The 15,762-nt window shown below is 68.5% G+C and carries 9 protein-coding genes and 1 pseudogene; 5 read left to right on the top strand and 5 right to left on the bottom strand.

The features are described from left to right. Positions 1-123: pseudogene (locus E8D38_RS29210) on the top strand (acyl-CoA dehydrogenase); the annotation flags it as partial. A 119-nt stretch (positions 124-242) separates the two neighbouring features. Here the strand turns inward: E8D38_RS29210 and E8D38_RS26590 are convergent. Both E8D38_RS26590 and E8D38_RS26585 read right to left on the bottom strand, forming a co-directional pair. Then, the gene (locus E8D38_RS26590) at positions 243-2,084 is read right to left on the bottom strand and encodes a GGDEF domain-containing protein (protein WP_140637304.1); all 1,842 of its coding nucleotides are present in this window, start codon (positions 2,082-2,084) and stop codon (positions 243-245) included. Positions 2,085-2,211: 127 nt separating this feature from the next. After that, on the bottom strand, positions 2,212-5,433 hold the full coding sequence (locus E8D38_RS26585) for a ligand-binding sensor domain-containing protein (protein ID WP_140637303.1): 3,222 nt from the start codon (positions 5,431-5,433) through the stop codon (positions 2,212-2,214). Positions 5,434-5,636: 203 nt separating this feature from the next. On the opposite strand from E8D38_RS26585, the gene E8D38_RS26580 reads away from it, so the two are divergent. Beyond that, positions 5,637-7,448, top strand: a complete 1,812-nt coding sequence (locus E8D38_RS26580) for a response regulator (RefSeq protein ID WP_140637302.1) — start codon at positions 5,637-5,639, stop codon at positions 7,446-7,448. 48 nt (positions 7,449-7,496) lie between these two features. Here E8D38_RS26580 and E8D38_RS26575 read toward each other — a convergent pair whose 3' ends face one another. The 3 genes from E8D38_RS26575 to E8D38_RS26565 form a co-directional block, all read right to left on the bottom strand. After that, on the bottom strand, positions 7,497-9,296 hold the full coding sequence (locus E8D38_RS26575) for a GDSL-type esterase/lipase family protein (protein ID WP_181179487.1): 1,800 nt from the start codon (positions 9,294-9,296) through the stop codon (positions 7,497-7,499). A gap of 296 nt (positions 9,297-9,592) precedes the next feature. Beyond that, on the bottom strand, positions 9,593-9,925 hold the full coding sequence (locus E8D38_RS26570) for a hypothetical protein (protein WP_181179484.1): 333 nt from the start codon (positions 9,923-9,925) through the stop codon (positions 9,593-9,595). Between the two features lie 25 nt (positions 9,926-9,950). Beyond that, entirely contained in the window at positions 9,951-10,358 is a 408-nt protein-coding gene (locus tag E8D38_RS26565) for a winged helix-turn-helix domain-containing protein (protein ID WP_140637299.1), read from the bottom strand. Positions 10,359-10,674: 316 nt separating this feature from the next. On the opposite strand from E8D38_RS26565, the gene E8D38_RS26560 reads away from it, so the two are divergent. The 3 genes from E8D38_RS26560 to E8D38_RS26550 form a co-directional block, all read left to right on the top strand. Continuing rightward, on the top strand, positions 10,675-12,276 hold the full coding sequence (locus E8D38_RS26560) for a DUF1631 domain-containing protein (protein WP_140637298.1): 1,602 nt from the start codon (positions 10,675-10,677) through the stop codon (positions 12,274-12,276). A gap of 29 nt (positions 12,277-12,305) precedes the next feature. Continuing rightward, positions 12,306-15,404 carry a sensor histidine kinase gene (locus E8D38_RS26555; protein WP_181179481.1) on the top strand — a complete coding sequence of 1,033 codons (3,099 nt, stop codon included), beginning with the start codon at positions 12,306-12,308 and terminating at the stop codon, positions 15,402-15,404. 136 nt (positions 15,405-15,540) lie between these two features. Beyond that, a partial coding sequence (locus tag E8D38_RS26550; RefSeq protein WP_140637296.1) for a hypothetical protein occupies positions 15,541-15,762 on the top strand: 222 nt, incomplete at its 3' end.

Raw genomic sequence — 15,762 nt, 5'->3', positions numbered from 1 at the left:
TCCGACGAGTTCGGCGTGGCGCGCCACCTGGTGAACCTGGAGGTGGTCAACACCTACGAGGGCACCCATGACGTGCATGCGCTCATCCTCGGGCGCGCCATCACCGGCATCGCGGCGTTCTGATGGAGCTGCTCCAGCTGCGGCGTACTACCTGAGCGCCAACCGCAACAAGCGCTGGGTCAGGGTCGGCCTTGCCGCCGAAGGGCAGCGACTGGACCCGTGGCGCAGAGCGCTGCGAATCATCAGCCAACTCTCCCGCTGATTTCCATCCGATCGCGTCCGCCGGCCTTCGCGCGGTAGAGCGCCTCGTCGGCGGCGCGCAGCGCGCCCTCCAGGTCGGCCTCAGCCGGCACGTCGACCGCACCCATGCTGAAGGTGAGCCGTTCGTCGGCGGGCATGCCATCCACCGGGCTGGCCTGCAGTGCGCCGCGCATGCGATCGAACAGCGGTTGCAGCTCGGCGGCGCGCGCGCGGTGCAGCACCATCAGGAACTCCTCGCCGCCCAGGCGGCCCATCACGTCGCCTTCACGCAGAACACTCCCGCAGGCCTTCGCAAAGGTCACGAGCGCAGCATCCCCGGCGGCGTGCCCGAAGCGGTCGTTCACGCGCTTGAAGTGGTCGATGTCCAGCATCGCGATCGCGCGGCCGCCGCGCCGGCGCGCCGCTGCGTCATTCAGGATCTCCAGGATGGCGCGGCGGTTCGGCAGCCCGGTCAGCTCGTCGGCCTCGGCCAGGCGCTTCAATCGCATGCGCAGGCGGCGCTGCTGCACCAGGTACATGCCCAGCGCGGCCAGCACCAGACCTGCCAATACCAGCATCGCAACGAGCCCCAGAACGCGCAGGCGCTGAACTTCCTGCTGGCCGCGCAGCAGCCTGTTCTCCGCCTCCTTCTGCGCGCTCGCATAGCGCTCCTGAAGCTCGGTGGCGAGGCGGTGGTTCTCCTCGCGCTGGCGACGCTGCAGCGCTTCGGCGTAGGCGCGAGCCGCCTTTGCCGTGGCAGCGGGGTCCTGCACGGCGGAATAGACCTCCAGCGCGACACGGAAGTAGGGCACGTCCGTCTTCGGCAGCGCCAGCCGGGCGCGGGGCGCTTCGGCATCGCTCAACACGCGCAGGGCCTCACCCGTGCGCTGCAGGGCAAGCAGCGCTTCGGCCTCCAGTGCGGAGGAGGTCACGACCATCGCGTCGATGCCTGCCGTCGCGAAGGCGCGGCGCGCGCCCCGCAGGTGCGCCAGCGCGACCACCGGCCGGCCGTCGCGCAGTTCGATCTCGCCCTGCTGGCGATGGACATAGGCCAGTTCGACAGGGTCACCGAGCGCCTGCGCGAGTTGCTCGGCGGCCGCTGCATCCCGGCGCGCGCCTGGCCAGTCCTTGGCGGCGATGCGCGCGCCCGCCAGGTTGTGCAGTACGGAACCCGCCAGGTAGCGGCTGCGCTTCGGATCGATGCCGGCCAGTGCCTGGTCACCCAGCTCGATAGAGCGCTGGACGGCTTCGGTGTCTTCCTCGCGCTCGCTCAGCGCCCACGCCAGGTGGTTGCGCACGACGGCCAGCATCAGCGCCTCGCCGGAGGCCTGGAATGCTGCCTCGGCAGCTTGCCCGGCCTCCAGCGCGGCGGCCCTGCGGCCGTCGTTGCTGTGGATGAAGGCGAGCGACTCCAGCAGGCGCGGCTCGCACCAGGCCTCGGCGCCGGCCCGCGCCTGATGCACAGCCCTTGCGGCCGACTCCGCGATCGCAGCCCAGCCCTTGGCGCCATGCTCGATGGAAAGGTTCGTGGCCTGCAGCAGGCACTGCATGTCGCGCGCCTTAAGTTCGTCTGCCAGCGCATTGGCCTGCGGCAGCACGGCAGAAGCGTCGGACAGGCGCTCCAGCATGCCCGCAGCCATCACCTGGCGCACCAGCAGCCGCAGCCGCTCGGCGCGCGCCTCGGCCGGCAGCGAGGCCAGATCGGCACGCGCATCGCGCAGCACCGTCGCGGGATCGTCGTAGAGGTCTCGCTCGATCTCGGCCACCGCCTGGGGCGCGGGAGCCGAGATGGCTGTCGCGCACCATGCGACGCAGACAACCAGCAGCCCAACCCTTCGTGTCATCGGTCAGCCCAACATGTTGTCGTTGGCCGGAATGCTAAATGTCGAAGGCCGGGCTCACGGGTGCCGGCGCCGACGGAGATCGGGGCTTCGGCAGTTTTTCACGTCGCTGTCGCCGGGATAGCAACCGTCAGCCGCCGGCGCGCTTGCGCTGGAACACATCCCACCAGGGCCGGGTGGACGCGGCCGACTCGTAGGCGTTGCGACCGGGCACCCGTAGCTCCACCTCGGTGCCGCGCCCGACCGTGCTGCGGACTTCCAGCTGCCCGCCGATGATGGCGGCGCGCTCGCGCATGCCAGGCAAGCCGTAGTGGCTGGCAGGCTGCTGGCCCTCCAGCGTCGCCGCTTCGATGCCTTTGCCGTCGTCCACGACCGTCAGCCGGAACTGCCGCGCGCCGTAGTGCAGCGTCACGGTGATGTGCTGGGCGCTGGCGTGGTGGAAGCTGTTGCGCAGCGCCTCGCCTGCAATGCGCCACGCCTCCTCGCGCACGAGCGGATTCAGGTGGCGCGATGCTCCGTCGACCGCGACGCCGATGGCGGGCGCGTTCGCCGCGGGATGCGCGCTGCTCAGGTCGGCGCCGATCGCCGCGATCGCCTCCGCGAGGTCGTTGACCTCGACGGTGGAGGCGCGCAGGCCCTGCACGGCGTTGCGTCCCTCGGCGATGGCGGCCTCCGCGCGCTCGAGAGCGAGCTCGAGCCGCTGCCTTGCTTCGAGTGGCCGTTCGGGCAGCACGTTGAGCGCCGTACGGAACCAGAGCAGCGACGCCTGGTAGGTCTGCAGCAGGGTGTCGTGCAGCTCACGTGCGATGCGTCCGCGCTCGCCGAGCCGTGCATAGAGTGCGATCTCGAATTGCCGGCGCAACTGCCGCACTCGCAGGCGGTAGGCGAGCCACAGCGCCGTGAGCAGCAATGCGCCGGCCAGGCCGCGGAAATACCACGTCGCATACCAAGGCGGCGGAACGATGATCGTGAGGGCACGTTCGCTCCAATCCCCACGGGCGCCGCGAGCCTGCACCACGAACGTGTACTCGCCCGACGGCAGCATGGTGTAGGTGGCGCTGCGCCGGGCACTGTCCGTCTCGTTCCAGTTCGTCTCGAAGCCGGTGAGCCGGTATCGATAGCGCGTCCGTGCCGGATCGACATAGTTCAAGGCGGCGAAGTCGAACGACACGATGCTGTCCGACCCCAGCTCGAGCGAAGCGGCGGACCAGACGGGCTGCTTCAGCGGTGCGCTCCCGGGCAGCACCGGTTCACCGAACAAGCGCAGGCCGGTCAGGAACACCGGCAGCGCGAGCTTGCGGTCCGCGACCTGCCCGGGGAAGAACGCCACCAGTCCCGTTTGCGAGCCGAAGAACATCTCTCCCCCCGGGCCCTTGGCGGCAACCACCGGGTTCGCGAACCGGTCGGTCAACAGGCCGTCCGACGCGTGGTAGTTCGTGAAGGTCCCGGTGCGCGGATCGAAGCGCGACAGGCCGTTCGGCGTGCTGACCCACAGGCGCCCGTCGTCTTCTTCAAGGATCCCGAGTACCGTGTCCGCGGGCAGCCCGGCGCTCGTGTCGTACGACTTGAACTTCCTGGCGTGGGGATCGAGCCTGCCCAGCCCGCGGAACGTCGCCGCCCACACCGTTCCTGCGCGGTCGACGTGGACCGAGTTGACCCGGTTGTGGCCGGGCGGCTGCGCTTCGCGGAGTTCGGCATCGAAGGCGGTGAAGGTGCCCGTGCCGGGATCGAGCCGGTGAACGCCGCGCGACGCCGTCGCCAGCCACAGGGCGCCGCTTGCGTCCTCCGCGATGGAGCGGTACTGCACCAGACCCTTCGGTTGCGGCCTGAAGGTCGAGAAGTCCTCCGTCGCCGGCTCCCAGCGGCTCAGGCCGAAATCCGTGGCAACCCATACGCTGCCGCCGCGATCGACGCGCAAGGCGGTGATCCGGTCGTGGTTCAGCGAGCGCGGATTCGATGCATCCTGGGTGTACGTCGCATACCGGCCCGAGCGGGGGTCGAAGCGAACGACACCGTTGCCATGGGTGCCGAACCACAGGAATCCGGAGGTGTCCTTCGCGATCGCGCTGACACCTCGCGCGAAGGCGGGCTGATCGACCTGCGTGGCCTGGTCGGTCTTGCGGTCGACGCGGTTCAAGCCGCGGTCGGTGCCGATCCACAGAGTGTCCGGGTCCTCCATGTACACCGCGGTCACCGCACCCTTGCCAAGGCTCTGCGGGTTCGCCTGCTGGTGGCGGTACGACCGGAAACGCGGACGTTCGGCATCGAAACGATAGACCGCCCCGGCTCTCGTGGTCGACCAGAAGCTGCCGTCGCGATCCTTGAACAGGCCCACGACGAGGTCGTCGCGCAAGCCCTCGGGATCGTCGGGGTCGCTCTGGTACCAGATCGCCTGGGTGCGGTCGGGCGTCAGCTTCACCAGTCCGAGCTTGTTGGTGGCCAGCCAGAGCGCCCGGTCGTGGTCTTCCTGGATCGACACGACGCCGGAGGAGGTGTTTGGCGCCAGTCCGCCGCCCCGGAACGCATAGACCGTGACTTCGCCGCTGGCGACGTCCACCGAGGCCAGGTCGCCTCCGGACGACAGGCCGAACCACAGGGTTCCGCTGCGGTCCTGGAACGGCCTCGACGGAAAGCCGGTGCAGACGAACCTGCGTCCGGAAGCCGTCTCGAGCCTGTTGTGGCGGGTGACCTTGCCCGAGCGTCGATCGAGCGTGTGCAGCCCCTCGCTGCTGGTGATCCACAGCGTGCCGTCGTCCAGCGCGACCATGGCGATGACACGCGTCTCGCCCACACCGGGTGTGTAGCGCGGCCGGTGGCACTTCGTCTTCGACGTGGTCGGGTCCAGGGCCGTCAGGCCGTCGTCCGTCGCGAGCCAGATCAACCCGTCCTGGTCCTCGACGATGTCGTGGGCGATCCTGACGGTGCCGCAATCATTGTTGGGCGACCGGTATTGCGTGAAGCTGCCGGTCGCGGGGTCGTACCGATTGAGCGAGTCGTCAGCGCCGATCCACAGGCGGCCCGCGCGGTCACTCGCGAACGACTGGCCGATGATGTGGCCGACGCTGTTCGCGCTCTGGCCATCGGGCACCTTCATGAAACCGTAGCCGTCGTAGCGGCGCAACCCGTCGGCGGCGCTCAGCCACAGAAAGCCGTAGCGGTCTTGCGCGATGCGCTGCAAGGCAAGAGGCGGGGCCGGCGCCTGCAGCCGGTGAAACTGGATCGGCGGGCCCGCCGCGAGGGCAACCTCGACGACGCGGATGTCCTGCGCCCGAGCCCACCCGCAAGTCGCAAGCGACGCAAGAGCGGCCAGCGCAGTCGACAGCGCAACAAGACCATGGCTGGACCACTTCATACCCCGCCCATCTCTTTGCCACCCGGCAGCGTCGGGCCCGATGCTACGCCCTGGCGACCCGTTGTCTTGCTGGAACAAACCCGGCCGGAAGGGGAGGGAAAGCGAGTTCAAGGCGCCGGGTCCCGGGCGTACAGTAGACGGCCGGCGACAGGCGCCCCCGGGGGCGCCGTTCCAAAGGAAGGCCTTGCCCAGCGAGATGGCGGATGACCGAAGACTTGCACCCCATCAAGGTTCTCTGCGTCGACGATCACCCGATCGTTCGGCAGGGCATCGCGACGCTGCTCTCCGTGGAGGCGGACATGGCCCTGGTGGCCGAGGCGGCCAACGGACGCGAGGCGATCCAGCGGTTCCGCGCACATCGCCCGGACGTCACGCTGATGGACCTGCAGATGCCCGAGATGAGCGGGTTCGAGGCCATCGGCGCCATCCGGGCCGAGTTTCCCGATGCGCTGATCATCGTGCTCACCACCTATGCCGACGACGCGCAGACGCAGCGTGCCTTGCAGGCCGGCGCGCGCGGCTACCTGCTGAAGAACGCCCTGCACAAGGAGCTGCTCGATGCCATTCGCACCGTGCATGCCGGGCGCAAGGTACTTCCATCCGAAGGGTCTTACGAGCTGGCCGGGCAGATCGCGCACGAAGGCCTCACGGCGGCGGAGATCAGCGTCCTGAGGTTCATTGCCCAGGGCAATGCCTACAAGGAGATCGCCCGCGCGCTCTCGCTGAGCGAAGAAGCCGTCGAAGGCCAGGTGCGCAGCATCCTGTCGAAGCTGGATGCCCAGGATCGCGCGCTGGCCGCGACGAGCGACCTGCAGCGCGAGATCGTCCAGACCGAGCGTGATGCCCGGCTCGCCGCCGAGGCGGCCAACCGTGCGAAGAGCGAGTTCCTCGCCAGCATGAGCCACGAGCTGCGCACCCCGTTGAATGCCGTGCTCGGCTATGCACAACTGCTGACCCGGGGCGGCGGCCTGAGCCCGCGGCAGGCGCGCGGGCTGGATGTGATCCACCAGAGCGGGCAGCACCTCCTGGCGCTGATCAACGACATCCTCGACCTGGCGCGCATCGAGGCCGGTCGCACCGAGCTGAACCCGCAGCCGGTCAACCTCCCGAACTTCCTGCAGACGGTGGTGAGCCTGATGCAGGTGAAGGCCAGCGAGAAGCAGCTGGCCTTCGTGTTCGATGCCGGGGCAGGCTTGCCGCAAGCCGTGCTGGCCGACGAACGCCGGTTGCGCCAGGTGCTGCTGAACCTGCTGGGCAATGCGATCAAGTTCACCGACAGCGGCAGCGTCGCGCTGCGCGTGTCTTCCGAGCCGAAAGGGCCGGCGCAGGTGCTGCTGCGCCTGGATGTCGAGGACACCGGCATCGGCATGCGCCCCGAGGACCTGGGGCGCATCTTCAAGCCCTTCGAGCAGGTGGGCGACATGCAGCGCCGCAGTGCTGGCACGGGTCTGGGCCTCGCGATCACCCGTGCGCTTGTGAACGACATGGGCGGGCAGGTCCAGGTCAGCAGCCAGTTCGGCCGCGGCTCGCTGTTCCAGGTGGAGCTCCCGTTGCCGGTGGCGCAGGCGGTGGACGACCCAGTACCGGGTGCAAGCGGGGCGATGCGCTACCACGGACCGCCGCGGCGGGTGCTGGTGGTCGATGACGTGGCGGCGAACCGTGCGTTGATGAGCGACTTCCTCAGCGACGCCGGGTTCGAAGTGGCTCAGGCGGGCGATGGCGCGGAGATGCTCGCTGCTGCAAGGAGCTTCCGGCCGCAGCTGATCCTGATGGACAGCGTGATGCCGACGCTGGACGGCATGGAAGCCACGCGCCGCCTGCGGGGGGACGCCGACCTGGCCGCGGTGCCGGTGATCGCGCTCTCGGCCTCGGCCACCGCCGACCACCGTGCCGCCTGCCTGCAGGCGGGCGTCAATGTCTTCCTGACCAAGCCGGTCTCTCTCGAGACGCTCCAGGCCCATATCGGCGAGCAGCTCGGCCTGCAATGGATCGACCCGGCTGCCGGGGCGGACTGAGCGCTGCCGCTCCTTGGCTGCTCAGTCCCGCACCCGGCGGGCCTTGACCTATTGCTTGTAGAAGGTCATGTCGTCAACGTGGAGCCAGCCCGTGCCCGAGCCATCGCTCGTCCAGAACCCGATTTCGGCGCTGCCGTTGGTGACGTTGATGTTGCTGATGGTGAGCTGCGTGTAGACGTCCGAGGCCACCGACGTGACGGACACCGGGCTGCCGCCGAAGCCCTTCACGTACAGCTGGTGTCCGGCCGTGCCCCGCACCCAGGCCTTCACCGTGTACGACCCGTTGGCCAGGCCGGTGAGGATCTGGGACGTGTAGGCCCAGTAGCCGGCCGTGCCGCCGCTGTGCACCAGGTGCGACGAGCCGGAGTTGGGTCGCGTCGTGGCGGTGGACACCGTCCCGCTCTGCGACCCCGTGCTCCAGCCGCGCAGTCCATCTTCGAATCCGGCGTTGCTCAGCAGGTTCACGCCGCCGTCGGTGATGTCGACCCGGTCTCCCACGACGAAAGTGCCCGTCGCGCTGGCATTCTTCAGGCCCGTGTTCCGCACCTTCAGCGTGTGGTTGCCTGCCGTCAGCACCGGGCTGCTCCACAGCGGTACGTTGTCCTTCCGGGCGGCCGAGTAGGTGTCGACAAAGGTCTCGGCGCCGTTGTCGATGGACACCGCCGCGATGCCGTGTGCCGGTGCCTGGCCGCCATACAGGGTGACCTGGGTGCCGCTGAAGGGCACCTGGTACGAGGCGTTGGCGACGCTCGACCAGTGGTTGTCGTTCTGGTAGGCCCCGTTCTGCCAGCCGCTGGGCCAGTTGGCGGTGTTGTCGTAGCTGAACTTCGAGTCGTTGAGCGTCACCTTGCCCAGGTACGGCAGCAGGATGGGCAGCAGCCGGTTCGTGATCTTCACGTGGCCCCCGTCGTCCGGGTGCAGCGTGTCGGGCAGGTCGCTCGAATCGATCCAGCCGGTGGTGTCGACGTAGTGCACCCTGGCATCACCCGCGGCGAGGCGCGCATTCACCGCCGCCTGCGTTTCGGTCTGGTAGAAGCCGTTGAAGGTGCGCAACGCGAAGATGTTCGCGTTGGGGTACTTGGCCCGGATGTTCTTCAGGAAGTTGGTGTAGGTTTCCTGGAAAGTGGCCGGCGGCACGCGCGAGGGGACCGCGGTGAAGTTGTCGTTCGAGCCGAGGTTCACGACCACGAGCTTGGCCGTGTAGTTGGCGAAGTTCCAGCCCGGGTTGGCGGTGCACGCCACATCGGGGCAACGGTTGGCCTGCCACAGCTTGAAGTACAGCGACTCCATGCCGGGCATGGGGCTGTCCTTGTGGTGGTAGCCGTTTGTCAGGGTGATGCCGGGGTAGGAGATCTGGGTGTGGTCGACACCCAGCCTTTCGCCGGTGAGCCAGGCGTAGTCGGTGACTGCCTGCTCCTGCGTCAGCACCCCCGAGGTGATGGAGTCGCCGATGAACTCCACCAGCGGCAGGGTGTCGGGCCGCACGGTGGAGGCGCCGGCGTCCAGCACCAGGCCCTGGAACGGCAGCTCCGTCTTCTCGTGCCTGGCGATGATCTTCAGCGTGTGCGTCCCGTTGGCCAGCGGCGTGGGCGTGAGATTGAAGGTGCCGGTCGCGTCCCAGTAGGTCTCGGCGACACCGTCCACGATGGCCATGAAGGTGGTCTTCTCGGCCAGTTTCACCTTGACCGTCGTGCCGGTGAACTTGGTGGACAGGTAGGAGCCGTTCCAATAGCTTCGGTAGGTGGCGCTGTTGCTCTTGTCCCAGCGGCCCACATAGTTGATGTTGGGATCCGCCAGGCCTCCGTCGCCGGTCGCTGCCAGGGCGCTGGCGCCCCACGAAAGGGCCATCCCCATCACGGCCAGACGAAGGAAACTCCGGGACGCCGAAGCGCCGGCTGAACGATCACTGCTAGTCATGTCTCCGTACCTTTTTTGTCAAGCGCACTACTGCTCGGGAAGCTGCTCCCTTGACGGACCGACGCGCGTTCGAGGTGCGCGCGTTCGGCTGCTCACAGGCTAGGCAGGATCTGCACGGGAGTCATGACGAAGGCTTGACCGGTTGATGGCGGGGCAGGCCACCTTGCTGGCCTGGCTGTTGTGTTACCAGTGGTTAGGCCGCGCCTGCTGCACACAGGCATGCCGCGTCACGATGCCCGGCGCCGTGAGACCGGCCCCCGCTCGAGCAGCCAGTCCTGCATGTGCGCCAGCAGCCCATGGCGACGGCGCTGCTGCGGTTCCACGAAAAAGGAATCGACGCCGACATCCAGCGTCGGCAGCGTCACTTCGGTCAGGACGCCTTCAAGCCGCAACTGCTGCAGCAGTGCGGCCTGTTCCTGCGGCGACAGTTGCGCCTGCGTGCTCATCCACCGTGCGTCGATGGCACCGACCGACATGGCCGTCAGGACCTTGCGGAAACGGATGCCCTTGAGCTGGCTGGGCAACTCCACCCAGCGGTTGATTCGATAGGCAGTCGTCATGGCCGGCTCGCCGCTGTCCTGCGGTTCAACCGAGAAGCAGCGGGGCCACGAACCGGTACCCCACGCGGTGGTAGGTCCGGATCACCTCCATGTCGCCGTCCTGTGCGATCACCTTGCGGATGCGCGCGAGCGTTGATGCCACCGTTCCGGGCTGCACGATGGCATCGGGCCAGAGCCGATCGAGCAGTTCCTCGGTGCGCACCACACGCTCGCGGTGCTCGATGAGATAGAGCAGTACGTCGAAGGGCTGCGGCTGCAGCGCCTGCGGCTCACCACCGACGAGGATCTCGCGGCGGGCCAGGCTGATTTCGCAGCGGCCGAACCGGAAGACGCGGTCGTGGCCGTGGGCCGCCGCAACGTGGGGGTGCGAAGGGGAGGGCTGAAGCACGGATTGTTCCGGCAGGTCCTGAACCTCGATGCTGCTGACAAACATCCGAACTCCTTTGCAACGCTGAAACTGGTGTAGTGGTTACTCTACACGCTTGTAGTGTTACATGTCGATGGGGGATGCCTACCATTTCACGACTGCCCTCATTTCAAGGGGGACTTTCAGCCGCCGCCGTGTAGGTGGCCAACTACAAAGTGTGCGATTCGCAGTCGGCGGGCTGGACCTCAGTCGTGAGGTTTGTGGCGAAAGCGTTGACTGTGCTGGTCTGCCCGGCCGGTCGTCGGGAATCGGTCAGGCCGCCGTCATGTGTGGTCGGGGGCGCGTTGCCTAGACTGCCTCGAGTACAGAGCCCTCGCGGAACATGATCAGCCACGCCGTGACCCGTCCTTCGCCAGCGCTGCAGCCACCTGCAGCCGCCGCGGCGCCATGCAGCGACCTCTGCGCGGCCGTTCTGCAAGGCGTGCGCGATGCGGCCGCCGCCAGCACCTCCGCGCACGGGCGCGGCGAGTTGCAGGCCTTGGGCCTGATGCTCGCGCAGCGCAGCCAGGCCTTTGCCGCCGCCTTTGCTGCTGCGCTCGATCAGCAGCGGGCGGACGCCGGCGTCTCGGCCGGGCATTCGCGCATGGCCTTCAATGCAATGGCACTGGAGCTGGTGGAAGACCGGCAGGTCGAGCAGGACATGGAAGTCATGCGCGCCGTGCAGCACATCCGCGATGCGGCCGAATGGGAGATGCGCGAACACAGGTCGCTGCTGGCGTCACTGCCGCCGCACGAGCGGGGCCCGCTCGACAGGACCCCGGAGCCATCGGCGTGCGCCCGGGCACTCCTGGGCGCCTTTGAGCAGTTGGGCCTCGACCACGCGGACCGACTTCGCCTGATGCGCGCGTCGAGTGATGCCATGGCGTCGTGGTTCCGGGAGCACCATGCGCAGCAGGTCCGGCGCCTGCGGCAACGCGGTGTCGCGGCCGCGCCGTTCACGGTCATCGTCGGTGGAGCCGTGGCGGTCTCGCCGCAGAGGTCACTGCCGGTGCAGCGCGCGTCGGGCGTGGCCGAGCCTGCATTGCGGGCCGTGCCGGCGCCTCGGGTTCCCGCGCAGGCGCAGGGCGCCGCCCCGGTCGGTCTGGGATTGCTGCTGCAGTGCCTGCAAACGCGGAGCACCGCAGACTCGCGCAATGACGAGCCCGACCCGCAGAAGGTTTCGCAACAGGGTCTGGCCGACCACCTCTGGCGCCTGCTGAGGGACTCGACGGAACCCGCGGTGGAGCCCGTACGAGGCGTCTCGATCGAAGCGCTTCCACCGGCAGCGCAGTTCCACTTGCCCGGCTCTTCACGCCCGAAGCTGCCGGCGGGCTTCCAGCAGTCGGTTCTGCGTCGCCAGTTCGAAGCGGCCCTGCGGCGGCAGATCCGCGAGCAACTGCGGGGCTGCGATGTTCAGCGCAGCCTGCGCCATTTCCTGCTGGCCCCATGGGTGCACGCGCTCACCGAGACCCTGCTGCAGCATGGCCCCGACTCGCCGTTGACGCACCGCATCTTCGAGTCCAGTGACGGGCTGATCGAACGGGTGGCGCGGCCCGGTACCGGCGCGGCGGACCTCGAGCCCCTGTTGGAGACCGTCGAGGAAGCGTTGCGCTTGACGCTGCTGCCGTCCGAGCGGGTGCAGGCCTTGCGCGGCCTGTTGGGTGACCTGCTGTCGGACGGGCCCGCCCCCGCGAAAGCGGTGGGCGGCGAGGAGAGCGCGGAAGGCTGGATCGAAGCCTTGACGCCTGGCCAATGGCTGCAGCTCCAGATCGATTCGCAATGGATCACGGCCGAGCTGCAGTGGTCCAGCACCAATCAGCAGTTCTTCCTGTTCCGCAGCCAGCACGCAGGGCGCAGTCACTCGATGAGCCGGCGCGCATTGCTGCAGATGAAGGAGCAAGGGCGCGTTGAGCGCCTCGCTTCGACCTGCCAGGCCGTGCAGTGATGCGGCGGTGGTGGCGCAAGGTGTGGCTTGTGGCCCTGGCCGGGTGCTGGGCTGCAACGGCTGCCGCTGCTTCGCGCTGGGAGCGGCTGGCCGACCCGCTGTTCGTGAAGGTATCCGCCGGCGCCGGCATACCCGACCGGTTCGTCGCCACGGCGATCGTGGAGGACGGCGCGGGTTTCCTTTGGGTTGGCAGCCAGTCCGGCCTGTACCGCTGGGACGGCCACGGCTTCCGGCACTTCCAGCCCGGCGCGGGTGTGGCGGGCAGCCTGCCAGACGGGATCATCCAGACGCTGCACCGCGATCCAAAGGGGCGGTTGTGGGTCGGCATGGCCTCACGCGGCCTGGCGCGCTACGACCCGCAAACCGAGCGCTTCGAAACCTATACCCTGGCCGGGCCCGATGGCATGGAGCGGGGCGTCAATGCCATTGCGGACGCACCCCACGGCCGCCTGTGGGTCGGCACTGAAAACGGACTCGTCCAGCTTGATCCGGCCACACGCCGAGCGACCTCCACTCAGCTCGTGCCCGAGGGGGCGCCCCAGAGCATCGACGCACTGTTGACCGATCAGCTCGGGCAGCTGTGGATAGGCACGGCCGACGGCCTGATGCGCCTGCCGCCCTATGGCGGGCAATTGCAGCGCATCGCGCAGGGCGCTCGTCCCTATCGCGCAGTCACATGCCTGCTGCAGGACGACAGGGGCCGCATCTGGGTCGGCACTCGCAACCATGGAGTGCGCCTGCTCGATGCCCGCAGCGGGCAAGAGCTCGAGGCGCCGGCGGGAGCGGTGTCCTCCAGCATCGGCATCGCAGCCCTCGCGCAGTCGGACAACGGAACCGTGTGGATCGGCACCGACGGGCGCGGCATCTTCCAGGTCGCCGCCGACACGCTGGAGCAGCGGCGCATAGGCAAGGACGCCCTGGCCAGCAACGCCCTGGACGACAACAGCATCTGGTCGCTCTACCGCGGCCTCGACGGAGCAATCTGGGTCGGCTCCGCCGTCAGTCTCCTGCGCCACCCTCCCGACTCGGGCGCCGTCCTTACCGTGCGTGCCGGTCGGCAGAGCAGGGCTGGGCTGTCCGACCTTGCGGGCGATTCGCTGGCGCTCGGTCCCGACGGCCGCCTCTGGGTGGGCGCGGGGGCCGACGGCATGGAATTGCTGGATCCTCAGGCTGGCCGTGTCGGGGCGATCCGCCTCTCGCGCGTCTCGGCGCTGCAAGCTCGAGTCGTGCGAGCGCTCGAGGGCCCGGCCGGCGAGCTGCTGATGGGGACGTACCTGGGCCTTTACCGTGCCAGCCCGGAAGGAAAGCAGCTGCGCCGCATCGCCATCGAAGGTCGAGCCGATTCACCGGTCTGGGCCATGCTGGTGGACGGCGAGGGGCTGTGGGTCGGTGGGCTCGATGGCCTCTGGTTCATCGAATCGCTGCCGGCCCGCGCCCACCACGTGCCGGCCGTGCGAGTCGTCGACGGCCTTGACGATTCGCGGTTGAGCGCACTGGCGAGCGCCGGACCGAACGCTTTGTGGGTTGGCACGAGAGGAGGCTTGTTCCGGCTGGACAAGACGACTTTGCGAGCGGCTCGCACGGCATTTGCGAACGGACCTGCCGGCTTGGATGGCGCGTACATCAGCGCGCTGCATGTCGACGATGCGCACCGTCTGTGGGCCGGCACGTCGGACCGCGGCCTGTTCGTGATCCTGGATCCCGAGAGCCCGGCGGCACAGGTGCGGCACATCGACAGCGCCCACGGACTGCCCAGCAACCAGATCAGTGCCGTGGTGCCGGACGATGAAGGCGGCCTGTGGGTGGCGACCGACAAGGGCCTGGCTCGCGTCGACATGCAGTCACTACAGGTCCGGATGCTGAGTGCGGCCGATGGTGTGAGCATCCAGGACTACTGGGCCTTTGCGGCGGCCAAGTCGGCGAGCGGCGAGGTCTACTTCGGAGGCGATGGCGGCCTCACGGTGATCCGGCCGCAGCGGCTGCCGCCACAGCCGGTGCCGCGCCCCCCGGTGATGACCGCGTTGCAGGTGGATGGCAGGAACATGCCGATGGCAGCGGTGGCGGACCGCGACAATCCGGGCACGCTCATGCTGCCGCTGGACTATCGCGAAGCGGCGATCGAATTCTCGGCGCTCGAACTAGGGCATGGCGCGCGCCTGCGGTATGGCCATCGCCTCGGGACCGTGCATGCGGACTGGATAGAAACTGATGCGAGCCGCCGCTACGTGGTGCTTCCCCGGCTGCCGCCTGGGGAACATCGCCTGCAGGTGCGCGCGGGCGAGCCCGGCGGTCCGTGGTCGCCGCCGCTCGAACTCGTGGTGCGAGTGCAGCCGTTCTGGTACGAGAGTTCGTGGGCCCGAGCGTTGTTTGCCATGGCGGCCGTGGTGGGTGTGATGGCGCTGATCCAGTTGCGCACCCGCTTGCTGCGCCGGCGCCAGCGGGTCCTGGAGCTGGCGGTGGCCGAACGCACGGCGGCGCTCGACGCGTCGCAGCATGCCCTGCGTGAGCTGGGTGACCACAACGCCCTTGCGCTCGAGGAAGAGCGCAAACACGTCTCGCGGGAGCTGCACGACGAGATGGGGCAGCAACTGGCGGCCCTGCGCATGGAGGTTTCGGTGATGGGCATGCGCATGCGAGCGAGCCAGCCGCCGCAGCCTGAACAGTTCGACATGCTGCTGGGCCGTGTGGACCAGCTCGTGCGAAGCGTGCGCGGCCTCGTGTCGCAGCTGCGTCCGCCCGCGCTCGATGGCGGGCTGGCCGCCGCGCTCGAATGGCTGGGCGATGAATTCAGGCGCAGCACCGGTATCGCGTGCGAGCTGGAGATCGACCGCACGGTGTGCGAACTGGCGCCCAGGCAGGCGACGGTGGTGTTCCGCATCGCGCAGGAGTCGCTGACCAACGTGCGTCGTCATGCCAACGCCTCGCAGGTGACGCTGCAACTCCAGCGTGACCCACCGGGCGTGGTGCTTACGGTGCGGGACAACGGTGCGGGTTTCGATACCGCCGCACGCCGCCACGGTCACGGCCTGCTGGGGATGCAGGAGCGCGCACGCCTGCTGCGCGGCGAGCTCACGGTGACCAGTGTTCCGGGCTCCGGCACGACCGTCGTTCTGCGCACCCAGCCATAGCGGGCGCAGGCTGGCGGTAACGGTTTGTTGAAACGTGGGCATTCCGCACGCGGGCATGTCTCCGTCATAACTTGGTCGCGACTTCAATGGCGGGCATGGCTACCGTGCGCCATCCAGGAACCGGGAGTGCCGTGAAATGAACGAGCCAAAGAAATTCGCACAAGCCACCAACCTCGACCTGTCGGCCGACCCGTTGCCCGACCGGGCACGGCGCTCGCTCTCCCTGGGTCTGGGTCTGTTGCCGATGTTCCCTATGCTGCCGGGATGCGGCGCGGGCTCGGACGAGATCGGCCCGTCCGGACTGTCGGTGCTGGGAAAGGAAAACAGCTCCGCCTCCGCGCCCGCCTCGGAGACCGGC

The organism is Methylibium rhizosphaerae (assembly GCF_006386545.1).
Classification (GTDB): Bacteria; Pseudomonadota; Gammaproteobacteria; order Burkholderiales; family Burkholderiaceae_C; genus Pseudorivibacter; species Pseudorivibacter rhizosphaerae.
The sequence above is the reverse complement of the archived record's forward strand: the minus strand, read 5'-3'. Positions and strand labels throughout refer to the sequence as shown.

Bases quoted from the DNA above. Each gene is read 5' to 3' on its own strand.
- E8D38_RS26590 (WP_140637304.1), bottom strand. From the start codon at position 2,084: ATGACACGAAGGGTTGGGCTGCTGGTTGTCTGCGTCGCATGGTGCGCG.
- E8D38_RS26585 (WP_140637303.1), bottom strand. From the start codon at position 5,433: ATGAAGTGGTCCAGCCATGGTCTTGTTGCGCTGTCGACTGCGCTGGCC.
- E8D38_RS26580 (WP_140637302.1), top strand. From the start codon at position 5,637: ATGACCGAAGACTTGCACCCCATCAAGGTTCTCTGCGTCGACGATCAC.
- E8D38_RS26575 (WP_181179487.1), bottom strand. From the start codon at position 9,296: ATGGCCCTTTCGTGGGGCGCCAGCGCCCTGGCAGCGACCGGCGACGGA.
- E8D38_RS26570 (WP_181179484.1), bottom strand. From the start codon at position 9,925: ATGACGACTGCCTATCGAATCAACCGCTGGGTGGAGTTGCCCAGCCAG.
- E8D38_RS26565 (WP_140637299.1), bottom strand. From the start codon at position 10,358: ATGTTTGTCAGCAGCATCGAGGTTCAGGACCTGCCGGAACAATCCGTG.
- E8D38_RS26560 (WP_140637298.1), top strand. From the start codon at position 10,675: ATGATCAGCCACGCCGTGACCCGTCCTTCGCCAGCGCTGCAGCCACCT.